At 70.1% G+C, this 17981-nt stretch carries 20 protein-coding genes; 11 read left to right on the top strand and 9 right to left on the bottom strand.

Going from position 1 to position 17981, the window contains the following annotated elements; translation table 11 throughout:
• The first annotated feature begins 11 nt into the window (after positions 1-11).
• The 3 genes from AC3EO4_RS22245 to AC3EO4_RS22235 all read left to right on the top strand — a co-directional run bounded on the left by AC3EO4_RS22245 (position 12) and on the right by AC3EO4_RS22235 (position 2590).
• Positions 12-509: an isochorismatase family protein gene (locus AC3EO4_RS22245; RefSeq protein WP_431897490.1), complete on the top strand. Its 498-nt coding sequence runs from the start codon at positions 12-14 to the stop codon at positions 507-509.
• 97 nt (positions 510-606) lie between these two features.
• Complete coding sequence (locus AC3EO4_RS22240) at positions 607-1284, top strand: formylglycine-generating enzyme family protein (protein ID WP_431897488.1); 678 nt, start codon at positions 607-609, stop codon at positions 1282-1284.
• 118 nt (positions 1285-1402) lie between these two features.
• Positions 1403-2590: an alginate lyase family protein gene (locus AC3EO4_RS22235; RefSeq protein ID WP_431897486.1), complete on the top strand. Its 1188-nt coding sequence runs from the start codon at positions 1403-1405 to the stop codon at positions 2588-2590.
• A 155-nt stretch (positions 2591-2745) separates the two neighbouring features.
• On the opposite strand, the gene AC3EO4_RS22230 is transcribed toward AC3EO4_RS22235, so the two are convergent.
• From AC3EO4_RS22230 to AC3EO4_RS22205, 6 genes are all read right to left on the bottom strand, one after another.
• Positions 2746-3075 (bottom strand): hypothetical protein, encoded by a 330-nt coding sequence (locus AC3EO4_RS22230; protein WP_431897484.1) that lies wholly within the window; start codon positions 3073-3075, stop codon positions 2746-2748.
• Positions 3069-3575: a hypothetical protein gene (locus AC3EO4_RS22225; protein WP_431897482.1), complete on the bottom strand. Its 507-nt coding sequence runs from the start codon at positions 3573-3575 to the stop codon at positions 3069-3071. The genes AC3EO4_RS22230 and AC3EO4_RS22225 overlap by 7 nt, the downstream gene beginning before the upstream one ends.
• A gap of 69 nt (positions 3576-3644) precedes the next feature.
• On the bottom strand, positions 3645-3800 hold the full coding sequence (locus AC3EO4_RS22220; RefSeq protein WP_379581358.1) for a hypothetical protein: 156 nt from the start codon (positions 3798-3800) through the stop codon (positions 3645-3647).
• Positions 3797-4333 (bottom strand): hypothetical protein, encoded by a 537-nt coding sequence (locus AC3EO4_RS22215; RefSeq protein ID WP_379581356.1) that lies wholly within the window; start codon positions 4331-4333, stop codon positions 3797-3799. The genes AC3EO4_RS22220 and AC3EO4_RS22215 overlap by 4 nt, the downstream gene beginning before the upstream one ends.
• The gene (locus AC3EO4_RS22210; protein WP_379581354.1) at positions 4323-4838 is read right to left on the bottom strand and encodes a hypothetical protein; all 516 of its coding nucleotides are present in this window, start codon (positions 4836-4838) and stop codon (positions 4323-4325) included. Before AC3EO4_RS22210 ends, AC3EO4_RS22215 begins: the two co-directional genes overlap by 11 nt.
• Complete coding sequence (locus AC3EO4_RS22205; protein WP_379581352.1) at positions 4835-5536, bottom strand: hypothetical protein; 702 nt, start codon at positions 5534-5536, stop codon at positions 4835-4837. Before AC3EO4_RS22205 ends, AC3EO4_RS22210 begins: the two co-directional genes overlap by 4 nt.
• A gap of 236 nt (positions 5537-5772) precedes the next feature.
• Between AC3EO4_RS22205 and AC3EO4_RS22200 the strand changes: the two genes are divergently transcribed.
• Complete coding sequence (locus tag AC3EO4_RS22200; RefSeq protein ID WP_431897479.1) at positions 5773-6306, top strand: hypothetical protein; 534 nt, start codon at positions 5773-5775, stop codon at positions 6304-6306.
• Positions 6307-6342: 36 nt separating this feature from the next.
• Here AC3EO4_RS22200 and AC3EO4_RS22195 read toward each other — a convergent pair whose 3' ends face one another.
• On the bottom strand, positions 6343-7230 hold the full coding sequence (locus tag AC3EO4_RS22195; protein WP_431897477.1) for a phosphotransferase: 888 nt from the start codon (positions 7228-7230) through the stop codon (positions 6343-6345).
• A 222-nt stretch (positions 7231-7452) separates the two neighbouring features.
• Here AC3EO4_RS22195 and AC3EO4_RS22190 point away from each other — a divergent pair, with 222 nt between their 5' ends.
• Entirely contained in the window at positions 7453-8487 is a 1035-nt protein-coding gene (locus AC3EO4_RS22190; RefSeq protein WP_379581346.1) for a fatty acid desaturase family protein, read from the top strand.
• Here AC3EO4_RS22190 and AC3EO4_RS22185 read toward each other — a convergent pair.
• Together AC3EO4_RS22185 and AC3EO4_RS22180 are read right to left on the bottom strand one after the other, a co-directional pair.
• Positions 8461-8673, bottom strand: a complete 213-nt coding sequence (locus AC3EO4_RS22185) for a hypothetical protein (RefSeq protein ID WP_379581344.1) — start codon at positions 8671-8673, stop codon at positions 8461-8463. The two genes, AC3EO4_RS22190 and AC3EO4_RS22185, sit on opposite strands and share 27 nt — an antisense overlap.
• Entirely contained in the window at positions 8670-9824 is a 1155-nt protein-coding gene (locus AC3EO4_RS22180; protein ID WP_379581342.1) for an MFS transporter, read from the bottom strand. The genes AC3EO4_RS22185 and AC3EO4_RS22180 overlap by 4 nt, the downstream gene beginning before the upstream one ends.
• 60 nt (positions 9825-9884) lie before the next feature.
• Between AC3EO4_RS22180 and AC3EO4_RS22175 the strand changes: the two genes are divergently transcribed.
• The 6 genes from AC3EO4_RS22175 to AC3EO4_RS22150 are packed head-to-tail and all read left to right on the top strand — an operon-like array spanning position 9885 to position 17979.
• Positions 9885-13421 (top strand): nitrate reductase subunit alpha, encoded by a 3537-nt coding sequence (locus tag AC3EO4_RS22175; protein ID WP_431897474.1) that lies wholly within the window; start codon positions 9885-9887, stop codon positions 13419-13421.
• On the top strand, positions 13421-14995 hold the full coding sequence (gene narH, locus AC3EO4_RS22170) for a nitrate reductase subunit beta (protein WP_379581338.1): 1575 nt from the start codon (positions 13421-13423) through the stop codon (positions 14993-14995). The genes AC3EO4_RS22175 and narH overlap by 1 nt, the downstream gene beginning before the upstream one ends.
• Positions 14992-15546: a nitrate reductase molybdenum cofactor assembly chaperone gene (gene narJ / locus AC3EO4_RS22165; RefSeq protein WP_431897472.1), complete on the top strand. Its 555-nt coding sequence runs from the start codon at positions 14992-14994 to the stop codon at positions 15544-15546. Before narH ends, narJ begins: the two co-directional genes overlap by 4 nt.
• Positions 15543-16232 (top strand): respiratory nitrate reductase subunit gamma, encoded by a 690-nt coding sequence (narI, locus tag AC3EO4_RS22160; RefSeq protein ID WP_431897470.1) that lies wholly within the window; start codon positions 15543-15545, stop codon positions 16230-16232. The genes narJ and narI overlap by 4 nt, the downstream gene beginning before the upstream one ends.
• Complete coding sequence (locus tag AC3EO4_RS22155; RefSeq protein WP_431897469.1) at positions 16229-17314, top strand: sensor histidine kinase; 1086 nt, start codon at positions 16229-16231, stop codon at positions 17312-17314. The genes narI and AC3EO4_RS22155 overlap by 4 nt, the downstream gene beginning before the upstream one ends.
• Positions 17311-17979, top strand: coding sequence for a response regulator (locus AC3EO4_RS22150; RefSeq protein ID WP_379581331.1), 669 nt, complete (start codon positions 17311-17313; stop codon positions 17977-17979). The genes AC3EO4_RS22155 and AC3EO4_RS22150 overlap by 4 nt, the downstream gene beginning before the upstream one ends.
• Positions 17980-17981: the final 2 nt, after the last annotated feature.

Genomic DNA, 17981 nt, shown 5'->3' with positions numbered 1-17981 from the left:
AAGGTGTTCGCATGCTTCTGCTCATCGACGTCCAGCGGAACATGCTGGAGCCGCCCGCCCCCGTCCCCGCGTGGGAGAGCGTGTCCGCGGCCATCGCCACCCTGCTCGACCGGGCCCGTACGGCGGGCGAGCCCGTGGCGTGGGTGCGCAACGCCGGCGGCCCCGACGACGCCGACGCGCCGGGCACGCCCGGATGGGAGCTGGTCCACCGGCCGCTCGACGGCGAGCCCGTCATCGACAAGGTGCTCCCCGACGCCTTCGCCAACACCGACCTGGGCGACCTCCTGTTCCCCGCCAGCCACCTGGTCGTGGCGGGCATGCAGAGCGAGTGGTGCGTGCGCGAGACCGCGCTGACCGCGCTGGCCCTCGGCCACGAGGTGACGCTCGTCAGCGGGGCCCACGCGACCCACGACGACGGCAGGCCCGCGCACGAGATCTCGCGGGAGGTGGAGCAGGAGCTGGTGTCGTCCGGTGCCCGGACGGCCCGGGTCGACGAGATCACCTTCTGACCGCTCGAGGCCAATGGCGGGGCGTGGCGACTGGAACGCCGTCCGTATCATGGGCGCGACGACCTTGTGGTCGCCCCCGGACCGAGAGGCGCGCCGCGTGCACCCACTGACCGACGACCCGTCGGTTCCCTCGATGGTCGCCATCCCCGGTGGCGCCGTGGACCTGCGGGACGACCGGCGCGGCACCGCGTGGCGGGCCGAGGTCGCCCCCTTCCTGCTGGGGCGGTACCCGGTCACCCAGGCCCTCCACCGTGCCGTCACCGGAGCCGCCCCCTCCGCGAGCGGCGCCTCGCCCGTCACCGACGTCAGCTGGCTCGACGCGGTCGAGGTGTGCAACCGCCTGTCGGCCCTGTCAGGACTGGACCAGGTCTACTCCCGCGGCCCGGAGAGCGGGCAGGTGATCTGCGACTGGGCGGCCGACGGCTACCGCCTGCCGACCGAGGCGGAGTGGCAGTACGCCTGCAAGGCGGGGACCAGCGGCTACCGCTACGGGGAACTCGACGACATCGCCTGGTACGCGGACAACTCCGGCGAGCGGGTGCACGACGTCGGCGGCAAGGCGCCCAACCCGTGGGGGCTGCACGACATGCTGGGCAACGTCTGGGAGTGGTGCTGGGACCTGTACGACGAGGAGGTCTACGGCTCCTACCGCATCTTCCGCGGCGGGAGCTGGGCGGAGCAGGCGCGGGGCTGCGGAGCGTCCGTGCGTCGCCGCAGCCACCCCACGTTCGCGATCGACGACCTCGGCTTCCGGCTCGCGCGAACCGTGTCCTGAGCGCCTCCGCGCGATTGGGTTAGGAAACTTTCCTAAAATTATTGACGGGAGCTCCGACTCTTCGGTGGGATGGGCGCGTCAGGGCACGACACCCCTCGGACGTGAAGGATCTCCCGCCATGCGTCTACGCCTCGCCCTCACCGCCGTCTTATCCGCCGCGACTCTCACGGCCGCCCTCCAGGCCCCCGCCGCCGGTCATGCCGCGGCCGCCGGGCGGGCGGGTGCGGCGGCGCCGTTCAACCATCCAGGTGTGCTGGTGAGCAGGGCGCAGCTCGACTTCGTCGGCGCCAACCTCGGCAACGAACCGTGGAAGTCGGCCTGGAGCGCCCTGCGCGCCCACTCCTTCGCATCCCTGTCGTACACGCCCAAGCCGCGCGCCGTCGTCGAGTGCGGCCCGAGCTCCAACCCCAACCACGGCTGCTCCGACGAGCGCAACGACGCCATGGCCGCCTACGCGCACGCGCTCCAGTGGTATCTGACCAAGGACGACCGCCACGCGAAGAAGGCCGTGCAGATCATGGACGCCTGGTCGGCCGTGATCTCCTCGCACACCGGGCACAACGCGCCGCTGCAGACCGGCTGGTCGGGCGCGTCGTTCTCGCGGGCCGCCGAGCTGATCAAGCACACCTACGGCGGCTGGTCGAACGCCGGCAGGTTCGCCACCGCCCTGCGCGAGGTCTACCTCCCAACCGTCGTCAACGGCAGCGCCAACACCAACGGCAACTGGGAGCTGATCATGACGGACGCGGCGATCGGGATCGCCGTCTTCCTCGACGATCGAGCGTCGTTCGACAAGGCCGTCCAGCTGTGGCGCAACCGGCTGCCCGCCTACGTCTACCTGAAGACGGACGGCGCCTATCCGAAGTCGCGACCGGGCAGCAAGTACGACACCAGGGACGAGATCATCGGCTACTGGCACGGCCAGACCACGTTCGTGGACGGCCTGGCCCAGGAGACGTGCAGGGACTTCGGGCACACGGGCTGGGGCATCGCGGCCGCAGCGCACGTCGCCGAGACCGCCCGCCACCAGGGGCTCGACCTGTACGCCGAGGGCAAGGACAGGCTGCGCCACGCGATGGGCTTCCACGCGGGACTGCAACTGGGCGAGCCGGTGCCGTCGTGGCTGTGCGGCGGCTCGGTGACGCCGGGCCTCGGGCCCACGTTCGAGGTGGGCTACAACGCGCTGCACAAGCGGATGGGCATCGGCATGTCGCGCACGCAGCGCCTGGTCGAGCAGGGCCGTCCGGCCGGAGTCAGCCACTTCCTCGGCTGGGAGACCCTCACCCACGCGGAGAATCCCCACTAACGGGGTGACCGCGAGCGGCGAGCCGGTCGCGGTCGGCGTCTCCGTCGTTTACACAGGAGCGGCGTTTTCGAAAGGGCGCGGAAAGGAGAAAGCGAAAAGAAGGAAAGCGGGAAAGGCCGAGGAAAGGTCGGGGAAAGAACGAGGCGGCGAACCCGTCAACCGGCTTTCGACCGGTTGCGGGTCCTCATGATGCGTACGGCCAGCCGTACCGCGGCCAGGCGGCGGCCGGGGGCGACCAGCAGCGCTCCGCGCCACATCAGCCGGAGTCCGCTCAGCAGTTCGGCCTCGCCGTCCGGCCCGAGCGCGATCGCCAGCGGCCTGGCGCACGGCACCGTGCCACGCAGCGAGGGGTACTGCCGCTCCAGGTTCGGGTCGCGGCAGGAGCGGACGAGCACGGGCGGGGCCATCACGCCGGACAGGGCCGACGCGATGGCCGAACATCCGCCGCACCCGCTGTCGTAGATGACGACGAGTGCTTTCACCATCCGGCCGTCCACAGGCCGAGCAGCAGGGAGGCGATGGTCCCCACCGCGGTCGCGACGGCCAGCAGTCGCTGGTTGTCGAACCAGAGCTCGGTCCACTCCCCGTCGTCGCTGTGGAAGATGCTCGCCGCCGCCATGATCCAGCGCGCCGCCGCGAAACCCGCCGCGGCCGCCATCGCCCCGGAGAACGGGACGGCGAGCACCAGCGACACGAGCACCAGGTGGGGTAGGGCCGAGGGAGAGTACGTGCGCATGCCCGTCCCCATCTCGAACCCGAACTGGATGCCGCCCAGCACCCGGCCGCGGCCGAGCACGTGCTCGGGCACGAGCCGCTTGTTCTCCGGGACCGTCAGCGTGATCAGGCCCGCCTCACGCAGGAACACGACCCCTGCCAGCAGGGCCAGCAGCCCCAGGCGGAGGGACGGCGGCAGCAGCGCCTGGAACACGCCGCCGATCGTCGCGGCGACGACGGCGACGCTGGAAGCGCCGAGAAGCAGGCCCACACCGAAGTAGGCCAACGCACCGGAACCGCGCCAGACCGACGCGCTCAGCAGGAAAGCCGAGTTGTGGCTTCAAGTGCTGCCGGAGTTGGCGTAGCCGGCGTTGAGTCCCGCCCAGAGGAACAGGAGGACGGCAGGGCCCTTCACCGCCCATGGAACGGCGGCGCCCAACACGATGGGCACCGCGATCACCGCGGGGTGAAGGCCCAGCCGGCGCAGTGCGATCACAGGCGGCACATGGCGATCGTCAGGCCGGTGTAGCTGTCGCCGTCGTTCCAGCGGACGAAGGTGCTCGCGTCGGAGCACCGGTAGGTGGTGCCGGAAGAGGTCCACCGCCAGGCGTTACGCCTGGCGCAGGTGGTGACGCGGGTGGAGGTGTAGCCCTCGTCGTGGTAGCCGCGCCACCCCTCGAAGTGGCGTCCCCTGGTGCCCGACGAGCAGGGGTAGCTGCCCATCCGCCAGCCGCCGAAGCAGACCCTCTTGTTGTCCACCCACCAGTTGTTGGCACCCTCGCCGTATCCGTTGGGGTAGCCGTCCCTGCAGTTGGAGGCGGTCCACTCCGAGGTCGGGCCCGCGGCGCGAGCGGCCCGCCGGGACAGGACCCACTCGAACGGCACGAGCGTGGCGGAGATCGCGCCGACCACGAGACCCCGCATCACGGTCCGGCGGGAGAGCGGGGAGTCGGGGATGAGACTACGGACGAGGCTCGGGGACGCGCCCTCGGGCGCGGTCTCGGCCGAAGGGATGAGATCAAGGCGCATGGCTGCTCCCGGAGGTCGAAAGGGAGGGGAAGAGTTCGGCGAACAGAGTCGGCAGGTCGGTGTCGGCGTAGACGAACCGCCGGTCCGTGACCTGTCCCTCGGCGTCGACCGCGTACACGCAGGGGGTGTATCCCTCGTAGAGCGCGGTCCACAGCTCGGGATCGGCCAGCTTCTCGACGGGGCCGTCGAACTTCTGGGCCGAGTCCGCGTGGGAGAACACGGCGACGACACGGGTCGCGGCCGGCGGCGCGGCCGCGGCGGCGCTCCAGACGCCCTGGCAGATGGAGCAGTTGGCGTCCAGCATCAGGACGAGCGTGCCGTCCTGTCCCTTGGCGGGCCTGAGCGCCTGTGGCACCTCCCGCACCTCGTCGTCGAGCCGGGCGTTGCCCGGCTTCAGCACGGTCTGCTCCATGATCCGGAGCCGGGCGTAGACCGCCCCCACCGCGAGGATGGCGAAGACCGACAGGAGCAGGGCCAGCAAGGCCAGAGCGGTGGCGAGGCTCACCCGCCCCACACGGCCTTGAGGCCTGCCAGGACGGCGGCGGCCTTGTCGTGCTCCTCCGTGTTCCTGAGCTGTGCGGACTCGGCGGCCCGCCGGTGGAAGACGACTTCGGTGATGGAGGTGGCGTTGGCCATGATGTACCGCCACTCGAAGGGGGTGCCCTTCACCGCCTCGGCCTGCTCGGGGTCGAGCTCCAGCGGCTCCTTCCACACCTCGGCGTCGCCCTGGGTCGCGCCCTTCCAGGTGGGGAGTTCCTCCCTCGCGCCGCGAGCGTCCTTGATCATCACAACCAGGCGCTCGCTGGAACCGATGATCACGGTGGTGGACTGCTGGAGGTTCGCCACGGGGTCGGCCGAGACCAGCCGCGCCCCCTCGGGGGAGTCGGCGAAGGTCAGGTTCGCCACCAGGCGGTTCAGTACGGCACGGCGGGGCGCGGGGCCGCCGAACCAGGTGGTCGCCTCGTTGTGGGGGCCGGCCCAGACCAGGCAGCTGTTGCTGCGGTCGGCCGCCTCGTACAGCACCAGGTCGAAGCCCGAGCGGCGGAAGGTCTCGACCCGGCCGCCGGGGAAGATCTTCCTCGGGATCACGTCCCGCTGGCCGGCCGGGGCCAGATCGAAGCTCTGGACCAGCGCGGCGCCCGCGAAGCGGGTGTGGCCGTGCCAGCTCAGCGCGTCCGCCTCGGGAGGCAGCGTGATGTCCACGCGGGCTCCATCGGGAGCTAACCGCACAATTTGCGAAAGAGTCGCGACCACGGGTCCCCTTAGTTTGTGGGTCACAAGATCCTTCATAGTGTTGGAGTGCGGGCTGCTGATCGTCAAGGATTTTCGGAAATCCGTAAATAGCACAAGAATCAATTAAATTTCGTACGACTTCGGCGTGTAATGGATTCATGACTCGCACACGTTCTTTCTTTCTCGCCTTACTTCTCACCTTTCTCGTGACAGCGACTCCCGCCTTGGCGAAAGGCGTCGACAAGGGAGTTCTCACCGGCCCCGGCCTGTCCGGCCCCCTCAGGATCGAGCCGGGCGACGAGAGGTCGTCGGCGAGCCTGGACCTGATCCGCGAAGGCTCCGGCGTCAACCCGGCGTTGATCGCCGAGCTGCCCGGCGAGTTCCTCGCCGGTCCCCCGCCCGGCGAGCTCGGGCCGCGTTACCGGCTGGCCTGGCACCTGCCCGAGGACGACTCCGAGGTCGTCCAGGACCTCTACCCGTACGCTCCTGGCGCGCCGGTCGTGCACACCCCGGCCCAGAAGCACGTCGTCAGGGCCGGATGGCGGCAGGCTCCCGCCTTCCTCAAGGACGCGCTGGTGGGCATCGGCCTGCCCCGCGAGGCGCCTGCCGCCTGGTGGACGTCGTGGTGGTGGGCAGCGGCGCCCGCGGCGGTCATCGCGACCGCCGGGGCAGTGGTGATCCTGCGCCGCCGGTCGGCCGGAGCAGGAGCGGGCGCTCGACGACCCACCCCTTCCGCCTGACCGCGGCGCGCGGCGACGGTCGGCCGTCCGGCGTCGTCAAGGGGTCAGGTCGTGGAAGAGGGCCACCCGCTGGTGGAAGTAGTCGAGGTCGTCCTCGTCGTGCGCGACCCCGGCGGCGACCGCCTTGTGGAAGTAGGCGTATTCGCGGCGCAGCTTGTGCCTGACCAGCTGCGCCAGCTCCTCCTCCGTCAGCGGGGACGCGGTGCCGCCGGCCTCCAGGTACGCGTCCACGAACTCCTTGCTCGGGCCGAGCTCGTCGTCGCCCCATTCCAGGGCGGCGGCGGCCAGCTCGACCTCGGGGGCGCCGAAGAACGCCTCGTCCCAGTCGAGGAGCGCGACGATCGTGCCGTCGCTGGTGAGGGTGTTGCCCGTGTAGTAGTCGCCGTGGAGCGGGTGCCTGACGTGGTGACTCCGGTGGAACTCGGCCAGCCACCGGTCCAGGGCGGGATCGGCGAGCCCGGCCGCGTCGTGGGGCGGCTCGCCGTACAGGCCCGACTCCTGGAAGGCGGGCGCGGGGCGCGGGCCTGGGCGGGCGGAGGCCAGCGCGGCGTGCAGGCGGGCGAGCAGGCGCGCGCCCTGGACGCGGTGTTCAGGCAGGTCGGAGTCGGGCCAGTCACCCTCGATGTACGGCCAGAGCGAGATCGGGCGGCCGTCGACCCTGATGACGGTGTCGCCGCCGGAGGTGGGGACGGGGGCGACGGCCTCGGCCAGGTGGGCGGCGGCGTGGCGGGCGACGGCGTGGCACCACTCGGATTCGGCGCTGGTGCGCGACGCGGGGCCGACGCGGACGACATGGTCGCCGAGGAGGTAGGCCGCCGACTCCTCGCCCCCGTACAGGCGCCGTCCGCCGTCGCAGGAGACGCCCCAGGTGGTGCTGACGGCTCGGCGGACGGCGTCGGTGAGCGGGGTGTCGGCGTAGATCACCTCTCCAGTCTGGCCGACACTCCCGGCCGGGGCGCAGGAGCGACCGGGGCAAGAGCAGGCTAGGGTCCAGGACGAAAGGTTCTCCGGCGAACGGGCTCGGGGGAACGGGCTCGGGGAGGAGCGAGTCAAGGGATCACACCCTCACCGAACTGACGATCTATTGCCCCCGTATGGGGTGGCACGTCAGGGTGGGGCCATTGTCCGACGCTCATGAGGAGCCCCGTGACCGACGTACCCGTCACCGTCGAAGCCCGAGGCAGCGACTTCGCCCGACTGGCACGCAAGATCAACGAAGCCGGCCTGCTCGACAGGCGGCCCCTTTACTACACCCTTCGCCTCAGCCTGGTAGGCGTCGCCTTCTTCGGGGGGTGGGCGGCGTTCGTCCTGCTGGGCGACTCCTGGTGGCAGATGCTCGTCGCCTTCGTGCTCGCCGTGGCCTTCTCCCAGGTCGCGCTGGCCGCGCACGATCTCGCGCACCGGCAGGTGTTCCGCAATCGCAAGCCGAGCGAGTTCGCGGGGCGTCTCGTCGGCAACCTGCTCATCGGCATGAGCTACGGCTGGTGGACCGACAAGCACACCCGCCACCACGCCAACCCGAACCATGAGGACCACGATCCCGACGTGTCTCCCGCGGTGATCGTCTGGTCGGCCGATCAGGTGGAGCGCGTCGGCGGCCTGCCGAGGTTCGTGGCGCGCTGGCAGGCGTTCCTGTTCTTCCCGCTGCTCACGTTCGAGGGCTGGCACCTGCACGTGGCCAGTTTCAAGGCGCTGCGCAACAGGTCGATGAAGCGCCGCGGGCTGGAGGGAGCGCTGCTGGTGCTGCATTTCGTGCTGTACTTCGGCTTGATCTTCAGCGTGCTGCCGTTCGGCAAGGCCGTGGCGTTCGCGCTGGTGCACCAGGCGGTGTTCGGGGTGTATCTCGGGTGCACGTTCGCGCCCAACCACAAGGGCATGCCCATGATCACCGCCGAGGACGAGCTCGACTTCCTCCGCAAGCAGGTGCTGACCTCGCGCAACGTGCGCGGCGGCTGGATGGTGGACGTGGCTCTCGGCGGACTCAACTACCAGATCGAGCACCATCTGTTTCCGAACATGCCCACGCCCAACCTGCGCAAGGCGCAGCCGATCGTGCGAGCGCACTGCGCGGAGCTCGGGGTGGAGTACCTGGAGTCGGGCCTGGTCAGCTCGTACGGCCAGGCGCTCCGCCACCTCTACGAGGTGGGCGAGCCCCTAAGGAAGGCCAAGGCGGTCGCGTAGGCTGTCGCGTCTGGTCTCGAGCTCGGCGATCAGCGCGTCCTGCTCGTCGGCCATGCTCAGCATCGCCGCCCTCTCGACGGCGTCGGTCGCGCCCATGTCGCTGATCTGACTGCGCAACTCGGCGTTCGCGGACTTCAGCTTCGCCAGGTCCTCTTCGAGCTGGCGAAGCTCTTCCTGTGTGCTCATTCCGATCCCCTACCCGAGCGGAATGCCTTCAATGTGTAGACCCACGCGGCCAGCGCGGTGAGCGCCAGCAGCAGGAAGCCGATCGTGTAGGCGCCGGTGGCCGTGTAGACGGCGCCCATGACCAGGGGAGGGAAGTAGCCGCCGAGCCCGCCCGCCGCGCCGACCAGCCCGGTCACCGTGCCGACGCGTGAGGGTTCGACGAGCTTGGCGACGAGGGCGAAGACGCCGCCGGTGCCGAGTCCGAGGAAGAAGGCGATCGCGACGAAGCTGACGCCCGCGGGCACCTCGAGCGGCGGCTTGAAGGCGAGGACGGCGGCCAGCACCGCCGTACCCGCGAAGGAGGCCAGCAGCACGCGCACGGGGCCGACCTTGTCGGACAGGGCGCCGCCGACCGGCCTGGCGATCACGGCAGCGATGGAGAAACCCGCCGTGCGCAGCCCCGCGTCGGTCTGGGCGAAGTCGTAGACGTTCTGCAGCAGGGTCGGCAGGTAGGTGGAGAAGGCGACGAAGCCGCCGAACGCGACGGCGTACAGGGCCGCGCACTGCCAGGTCGCCCTGATCCTCGTGGCGTCGCGCATGCGGGGCAGGGCGGGCTCGGTCGAGGGTGTCCACGCGGGCGAGTTCCTGCCGGCCAGCAGCATGATGACGCCCATCGCCGCGAGCATGGCGGCCATGAGCAGGTGGGTCGGGGCGCGGCCGAGGCCCTCGACCAGACGGGGGGTCAGGAACGCCGACAGCGCGGTGCCGCCCATGCCCGCGCCGAACAGCCCGGTGGCGAAGCCGCGCCGCGCGGGCTCGTACCAGGCGTTGACGAACGGGATGCCGACGGCGAAGGAGGTGCCGCCGACGCCCAGAAGGAACCCCCAGAACAGCAGCGCGCCGTAGGAGTCCGACCAGCCGACGAACAGGACGGGCACGATCGTGACGAAGCAGATCACCGCGAACATCAGCCGCCCGCCGAGCCTGTCGGCCAGCATGCCGACGGGGATCCGGCCGAGCGAGCCCACCAGCACGGGGATGGCCACCAGCATCGAGGTCTCGGTGGGAGACAGCCCGAGTTGCCTGCTGTAGGTGCCGGACAAAGGTGCGATGAGGTTCCACGCCCAGAACGTGACGGCGAACGCGATCGTGGCCAGAACCAGGTTGACCATTTGACCTTTATACATACGCTCTGTGTAGCAGATGGATACTCTATGTGATGAAGTTGGGGTATGACCCAGGCGGAAGATCTCCTACTCAAGACCGGCAGATTCTTCCGCAGGTCGGTCACCAGCGACGATCTGCGGACGGTCTACCTGTCGGGAGGCCGCGAGGGCGACGCCTTCTACCGCGACCGGTGGAGCCACGACAAGGTCGTCCGCTCGACCCACGGCGTCAACTGCACCGGCTCCTGCTCGTGGAAGGTCTACGTCAAGGACGGCATCATCACCTGGGAGACCCAGCAGACCGACTACCCGAGCGTGGGTCCCGACCGTCCCGAGTACGAGCCGCGCGGCTGCCCGCGCGGCGCCGCCTTCTCCTGGTACACCTACTCCCCGACCAGGATCCGCTACCCGTACGCCAGGGGCGTCCTCGTCGAGATGTACGCCCAGGCCCGCACGAGGGGCCTCGACCCCGTCCAGGCCTGGGCCGAGATCACCACCGATCCGGACAGCAGGGAGAGGTACCAGAAGGCCCGCGGCAGGGGCGGTCTGGTCAGGATCACCTGGCACCTGGCGACGGAGATGATCGCCGCCGCGCACGTGCACACCATCAAGACCTACGGCCCCGACAGGATCGCGGGCTTCTCCCCTATCCCGGCGATGTCGATGGTGTCCCACGCGATCGGCTCGCGGTTCGTCTCGCTGATCGGCGGGACCATGCTGTCGTTCTACGACTGGTACGCCGACCTGCCCGTCGCCTCCCCTCAGGTGTTCGGCGACCAGACCGACGTGCCCGAGTCGGCCGACTGGTGGGACGCCGCCTACCTGATGCTGTGGGGCGCGAACGTCCCCGTGACCCGCACACCCGACACCCACTGGATGGCCGAGGCCCGCTACCGGGGCCAGAAGGTCGTCGTGGTCGCGCCCGACTACAACGACGCGGCCACGTTCGCCGACGAGTTCCTGGCGGTGAACCCCGGCACCGACGGCGCGCTGGCCATGGCCATGGGGCACGTGCTGCTCAAGGAGTTCTTCGTCGACCGGCAGGTGCCGTACTTCGTCGACTACGTCAGCCGCTTCACCGACCTGCCCTTCCTCGTACGGCTGGCCGAGCGCGACGGCGCTCACGTACCCGACAAGTTCCTCACCGCCGCCGACCTGGGCTCCACGGACGAGGCCGCCGAGTGGAAGACCGTCTTCCTCGACGCCGCGGGCGAGCCCGTCGTGCCCAACGGGTCGGTCGGCTTCCGGTGGACGGACTCCGGCAAGGGCAGGTGGAACCTCAGGCTGGACACCACGCCGCTGCTCACCCTCCTCGGCGGGGAGCGGGCCGAGGTCCTGCTTCCCCGTTTCGACCAGGACGGCGTGCTCCGCAGGGGCGTACCTGTGCGGCGGGTGGGCGGGCATCTGGTCACGACCGTGTTCGACCTCATGCTCGCGCAGTACGGGGTCGGGAGGGAGGGGCTGCCCGGCCGCTGGCCCGAAGGCTACGACGACGGGGCCGAGCCGTACACGCCTGCCTGGCAGGAGCCGATCACGGGAGTGCCGGCGCGGCGGGCGGTGAAGATCGTGAGGGAGCTGGCGCAGACGGCGGAGGCGACCAGAGGGCGCTGCATGATCGTGCTCGGTGCCGGCACCACGCAGTGGTTCCACGGTGACACGATCTACCGCTCGTTCCTGACGCTGCTGCTGCTCACCGGCTGCCAGGGCGTCAACGGCGGCGGCTGGGCGCACTACGTCGGGCAGGAGAAGTGCCGCACGCAGACGGGCTGGGCGCAGCTCGCGGGGGCGCTGGACTGGTCGAGGCCGCCGAGGCAGACGCCCGCCACGCCGTTCTGGTACCTGCACACGGGCCAGTGGCGCTACGACAGGTTCGACGCGGGCGAGCTGTGCTCGCCGCTGGGCCCGGGCAGGTTCAGGGGGCTGCACACGGCCGATCTGGTGGCGCAGGCGGTGCGCAACGGGTGGATGCCGATGGCGCCCGCCTTCGACCGCAACCCGCTCGACCTGGGCGACGCCGAGGACCCGGTGGCCTTCACCAGGACCGAACTGCGGGAGGGCAGGCTGCGTTACGCGGCCGAGGATCCCGAGGATCCGCGCAACTGGCCGCGGGTGGTGACGATCTGGCGTTCCAACCTGCTGGGCTCCTCGGCCAAGGGCAACGAGTACTTCCTGCACCACCTGCTCGGGGCCGTCTCCAACCTGCCCGAGCCCGACCACGAGGCGGCCAGGGGCAAGCTCGACCTGCTGCTCACGCTCGACTTCAGGATGACCTCAACCACGCTGTTCTCCGACATCGTGCTGCCCGCCGCGACCTGGTACGAGAAGCACGACCTGTCGTCGACCGACATGCACCCGTTCGTGCACGCCTTCAACCCGGCGATCAGCCCGCCGTGGGAGACCAAGACCGACTTCGCGGCCTTCCACGCGATCGCCTCGGCCTTCAGCGAGCTGGCCGCCGGGCATCTCGGCGTGCGCAGGGACGTGGTCGCTGTGCCGTACCAGCACGACACGCCCGGCGAGACCGCCCAGCCGGGAGGGCGCGCGCCCGCGGAGGTGACGCCCGCCCTGGTGGTGGTGGAACGCGACTACGGCGCGGTCGCGGCGAAGCTCGGCGCGCTGGGACCGCTGGCGGAGAAGGCGGGGCTGCCGGTGAAGGGGCTGGCCTTCACCCCCGACAAGGAGGTGGAGTGGCTCGGGCAGCGCAACGGGCTCGCCGCCCACGGCCTGACCAAGGGACGGCCGCTGCTCGACACCGACTCGAAGGCGTGCGAGGCCATCCTGGCGCTGTCGGGCACGTCGAACGGCCGGCTGGCCGCCCAGGGCTTCGAGCGGCTGGCCGAGCGGACCGGCACCGACCTGTCACAGCTGGCCAACCGCCACCACAGGATCGTCTTCTCCGACACCCAGAGCAGGCCGCAGCACGTGGCCGCCAGCCCCGAGTGGTCGGGCAAGGAGTCGCACGAGCGGCGCTACTCCCCATTCACGATCAACGTCGAGCACGACAAGCCGTGGCACACGCTGACCGGGCGGATGCACTTCTTCCTCGACCACGACTGGATGCACGAGTACGGCGAGGCGCTGCCCGTCTACCGGCCGCCGCTCGACATGGCGGCCCTGTTCGGAGAGCGGGAGCGGGGCGACGGCGACCTGCTGGTGGTCCGTTACCTGACGCCCCACTCCAAGTGGTCGATCCACTCGGAGTACCAGGACAACCTGCTGATGCTCACGCTGTCGCGCGGCGGCCCGACGATCTGGATGTCGGTGGAGGACGCGGCCAGGATCGGCGTCGCCGACAACGACTGGGTCGAGGCGGTCAACCGCAACGGCGTGGTCGTGGCCAGGGCCGTCGTCTCCCTCCGGATGCCGAAGGGCACGGTGTACATGTACCACGCGCAGGAGCGCGTCATCGACGTGCCGAAGAGCGAGGCCACCGGGCGCAGGGGCGGCATCCACAACTCGCTGACCAGGGTGCTGATCAAACCCACCCACATGATCGGCGGCTACGCGCAGCTCTCCTACGGCTTCAACTATCTCGGCCCGACCGGCAACCAGCGCGACGAGATCACCATGATCCGCCGCCGTTCCCAGGAGGTGGCGTACTGATGCGCGTCATGGCCCAGATCGCCATGGTCATGAACCTGGACAAGTGCATCGGATGCCACACCTGCTCGGTCACCTGCAAGCAGACCTGGACCAACAGGGCGGGCGTCGAGTACGTCTGGTTCAACAACGTCGAGACCCGTCCTGGGCAGGGCTACCCCCGCAGGTACGAGGACCAGGAGCGCTGGCGGGGCGGCTGGGTGATCGACGCCAAGGGCAGGCTCAAGCCACGCGCGGGCGGCAGGCTGCGCAAGCTGCTCGGCATCTTCGCCAACCCGCTGATGCCCGCCATCGACGACTACTACGAGCCGTGGACCTACGACTACGAGAACCTCACCAGGGCTCCCCTGTCGGACGACGTCCCCGTGGCCACCCCCCGCTCGCTCATCAGCGACCAGCCCACCACCGTGCGCTGGAGCGCCAACTGGGACGACGACCTCGGCGGAGACCCCTCGCCCGATCCCATCCTCGACAGGCTCGAGCGGAAGGTGAAGCTCGACTTCGAGAACGCGTTCATGTTCTACCTGCCGCGCATCTGCGAGCACTGCCTCAATCCTTCGTGCGTCGCCTCGTGCCCCTCGGGCGCGTTGTACAAGCGGGTCGAGGACGGGATCGTGCTCGTCGACCAGGACAGGTGCAGGGGCTGGCGGATGTGCGTGACCGGTTGCCCGTACAAGAAGGTGTACTTCAACCACAAGACCGGCAAGGCCGAGAAGTGCACGTTCTGCTACCCGCGTGTCGAGGTGGGCCTGCCCACGGTCTGCTCCGAGACGTGCGTGGGACGGCTGCGCTACCTCGGGGTGATGCTCTACGACGCCGACCGGGTGTCGGAGGTGGCCGCGACGGCGAACGAGAAGGACCTCTACGAGGCGCAGCTGTCGCTGTTCGTCGATCCCGACGATCCCGCCGTCGCCGGGTCGGGCCTGCCCGACGACTGGATCGAGGCGGCCCGCAGGTCGCCCGTCCGCGACCTGATCGTGAGGTACCGGCTGGCGCTGCCCCTGCATCCGGAGTACCGGACGCTGCCGATGGTCTGGTACGTCCCCCCGCTGTCGCCCGTCGTGGACGCCCTCTCCTGCACCGGCAACGACGGCGAGGACGCGGGCAACCTGTTCGCCGCGATCGAGTCGCTGCGCATCCCCGTCGACTACCTCGCCGAGCTGTTCACCGCGGGCGACCCCGTCCCGGTGACGGCGGCGCTGCGCCGCCTGGCGGCCATGCGCTCGTACATGCGCGCGGTCAACCTCGGCGCCGAGCCACCCGACGTCGGCCTGCCCGCCGAGGACCTGCACGGCATGTACCGGCTGCTGGCACTGGCCAAGTACGAGGAGCGCTACGTCATCCCCACCGCGTACGGCGTCACGCCCGGCGCGGTCGACGAGATCGGCTGCAGCCTCGACTACGACGGAGGGCCCGGAGAGCAGGGCCCCTTCGGCGAGACGTCAGGGCGTCCCGTGCCGGTGTCGATCGAGAACTTCCACAGCCTCAAGCACCGCCAGACCAGCGAGAAGATCAGCCACGACCGCAGCACCTCCCTCAACTGGGACGGCAAGGGCACGCCACCGGAGCACCTATGAACCTCGCCGTCGTGCGTCAGGCCGCCGCGCATCTGCTCGCCTACCCCGACGAACGGTTCTGGGACAGGCTGCCGCTCGTCCGCGAGGTCGCCGGGCCGTCCTTCCCCGCCTTCCTCGCCGAGGTCGAGCGGATGGGCGCGGGGAGGCTGGCCGCCCACTACGTGGAGACGTTCGACCTCCAGCGGCGCTGCTGCCTCTACCTGACCTACTACGCCGACGGCGACACGCGGCGGCGTGGCGAGTCGCTGACCCGGCTGAAAGCGCGTTACCGGGCGGCCGGATGGGAGCTCTTCGACGACGAGCTGCCCGACTTCCTGCCCGTCGCGCTGGAGTTCGCGGCCCTCGACCCTGCGGGCGAGGAGGTGCTGAAGGAACATCGGGCCGCGCTGGAGCTGCTGAGGACGGCGCTGAGGGAGGCCGGCTCGCCGTACGAGTCGGTGATCTCCGTGGTGTGCGGCACGCTGCCCGCCGCCACCCCGGCCGAGCTCCTGCGGGCCGAGCGGCTGGCCGCGCAGGGGCCTCCGGCCGAGTCGGTGGGGGTGTACCGGTGACCTGGGGCGAGACCGCGCTGTGGATCGTCTGTCCGTATCTGACGCTGGTGGTGCTGATCGGCGGGCTGATCTGGCGCCACAGGTACGACAGGTTCGGCTGGACCACCCGGTCCTCGCAGCTGTACGAGAGCAGGCTGCTGCGGATCGGCAGCCCGCTGTTCCACTTCGGCCTGCTCGTCGTCATCCTCGGCCATGTGATCGGCCTGCTGATCCCCGAGTCGTGGACGGACGCGCTGGGCGTCTCCGAGCGCCTCTACCACGTCGGCGCGCTGGCCGGCGGGGTGGTCGCGGGCTTCTGCACGCTGGCGGGCGTCGCGCTGCTGATCTTCAGGCGGCGACGGACCGGTCCCGTCTTCATCGCTACCACCAGGAACGACAAGGCGATGTACGTCGTGCTGGTGGCCGCGATCGTGGCAGGGCTGCTCACGACCGTGCTCAGCGTGTTCGACCACGAGACCGACTACAGGACCACGGTCTCGCCGTGGTTCAGGAGCATCTTCGTCCTCCAGCCCGACGCCGCCGCGATGACCGGGGCGAGCTGGGCCTACAAGCTGCACGCGCTGATCGGGATGCTGCTGTTCGCGCTGTTCCCCTTCACCAGGCTGGTGCACGCCTTCTCCGCGCCGATCGGCTATCTGTTCAGGCCGTACATCGTCTACAGGAGCCGCGACAGAATGGACGCATGAAAGTGACGGTCGGCGTGGTCGCGGTCATCCTGCTGGGCACCGTGGCGACCGCGCTGTTCAGGTCCGGCGTCAGCCCGAACGCGCTGGACGTCGTCCTGCCGCTGGCGGCGTGCGGGGCGCTGCTGTTCAGGCGGAGGCATCCCGTCGCCGCGCTGCTCATCGTGATGATCGCCACCGCGGTCTACTACCCGTTCGCCCGCCTCGACGGGCCGATGATCATCGCCCCCATGCTCGCCCTCTACACCGCCGCCGACCTGGGCCACCTGGTGGCCGCCTGCACGGTCGCCGCCGCGGCCCTGCTGGGCATGGGCGTGGGCGAGAGCGGCAGCGTCAGGCACGTCGACGACAGCATGTTCCTCATGATCACCGGCTGGGTGGTGGCCGCGGTGGCGGCGGGCGGCGTGACCCGCAACAGGCGCGCCTACCTCCACGAGGTCGAGCAGCGGGCCGCCGAGGCCGAGCACAGCAAGGAAGAGGAGGCCAGGCGCAGGGAGACGGAGGAGCGGCTGCGGATCGCGCGCGAACTGCACGACGTGCTCGGCCACAACATCTCGTTGATCAACGTGCAGGCGGGGGCGGCGCTCCACGGCATCAGGAAGCGGCCCGAGGACGCCGAGGAAGCGCTCCGGGCGATCAAACAGACCAGCAAGGAGACGCTGCGCGAGCTGCGCAGCACGCTCGGCGTGCTGCGCCAGGTCGACGAGGACGCGCCGACCTCCCCCACGGCGAGCCTGCGGCGGCTCGACGAGCTGGTGCGCCGTACCGGCCTCGACGTCTCCACCCAGGTGGCCTATGGTGATCCGCCCGTCGAGGTGGACCTGGCCGCCGCGCGGATCGTCTCCGAGGCGCTGACCAACGTCTCCCGCCATTCGTCCGCGGGAAGCGCACGACTCACGATCACCGAAGAATCCGGAAAAATGGTCATCACGGTAGAAGACGATGGCCCCTCCGTCGTCTTCACAGGAGGAAGCGGGTACGGCGTGCAGGGAATGAAGGAGAGGGCGGCCGCTCTGGGCGGCACGCTGGAGGCGGGGCCGCGCCCCGAGGGCGGTTACCGCGTCGTCGCCGAGCTGCCACTGTGATCCGCCTCCTGCTGGCCGACGACCAGACGCTGGTGCGGGCCGGGTTCCGCTCGATCCTGTCCGACGAGGACGACTTCGAGGTGGTCGGCGAGGCCGCCAACGGCGTCGAGGCCGTGGACAAGACCCGCGAGCTGCGCCCCGACGTGGTGCTCATGGACATCAGGATGCCCGAGCTCGACGGGCTGGAGGCCGGGCGCAGGATCGTCACCGACCCGCGCCTCGCGAGCACGAAGGTGATCATCCTGACCACCTTCGACCTCGACGACTACGTGTACGGCGCGCTCAAGGCGGGCGCCAGCGGGTTCCTGGTGAAGGACACCGAGCCCGCCGAGCTCATCCACGCCGTCAGGGTGGTGGCCAGAGGCGACGCGCTCATCAGCCCCTCGATCACCCGCAGGCTCATCGCCGAGTTCGCCGGCCGGGTCAAGCGTCCCGCGCCGGGCCCGGAGCTCAACTCGCTGACCGAACGCGAACGCGAGGTGCTCGAACTGGTCGCGCACGGCCTGTCGAACGACGAGATCGCCACCCGCCTCGTGCTCAGCCCCGCGACCGCCAAGACGCACGTCAGCCGCATCATGACCAAGCTGAACGTCCGCGACAGGGCACAGCTGGTCGTCATGTCCTACGAGGCCGGTCTCATCACCCCCGGATGGCTTACACCCTAGGG

The organism is Nonomuraea sp. bgisy101 (genome assembly GCF_057708945.1).
This window is presented reverse-complemented; position numbering and strand designations above follow the sequence as displayed.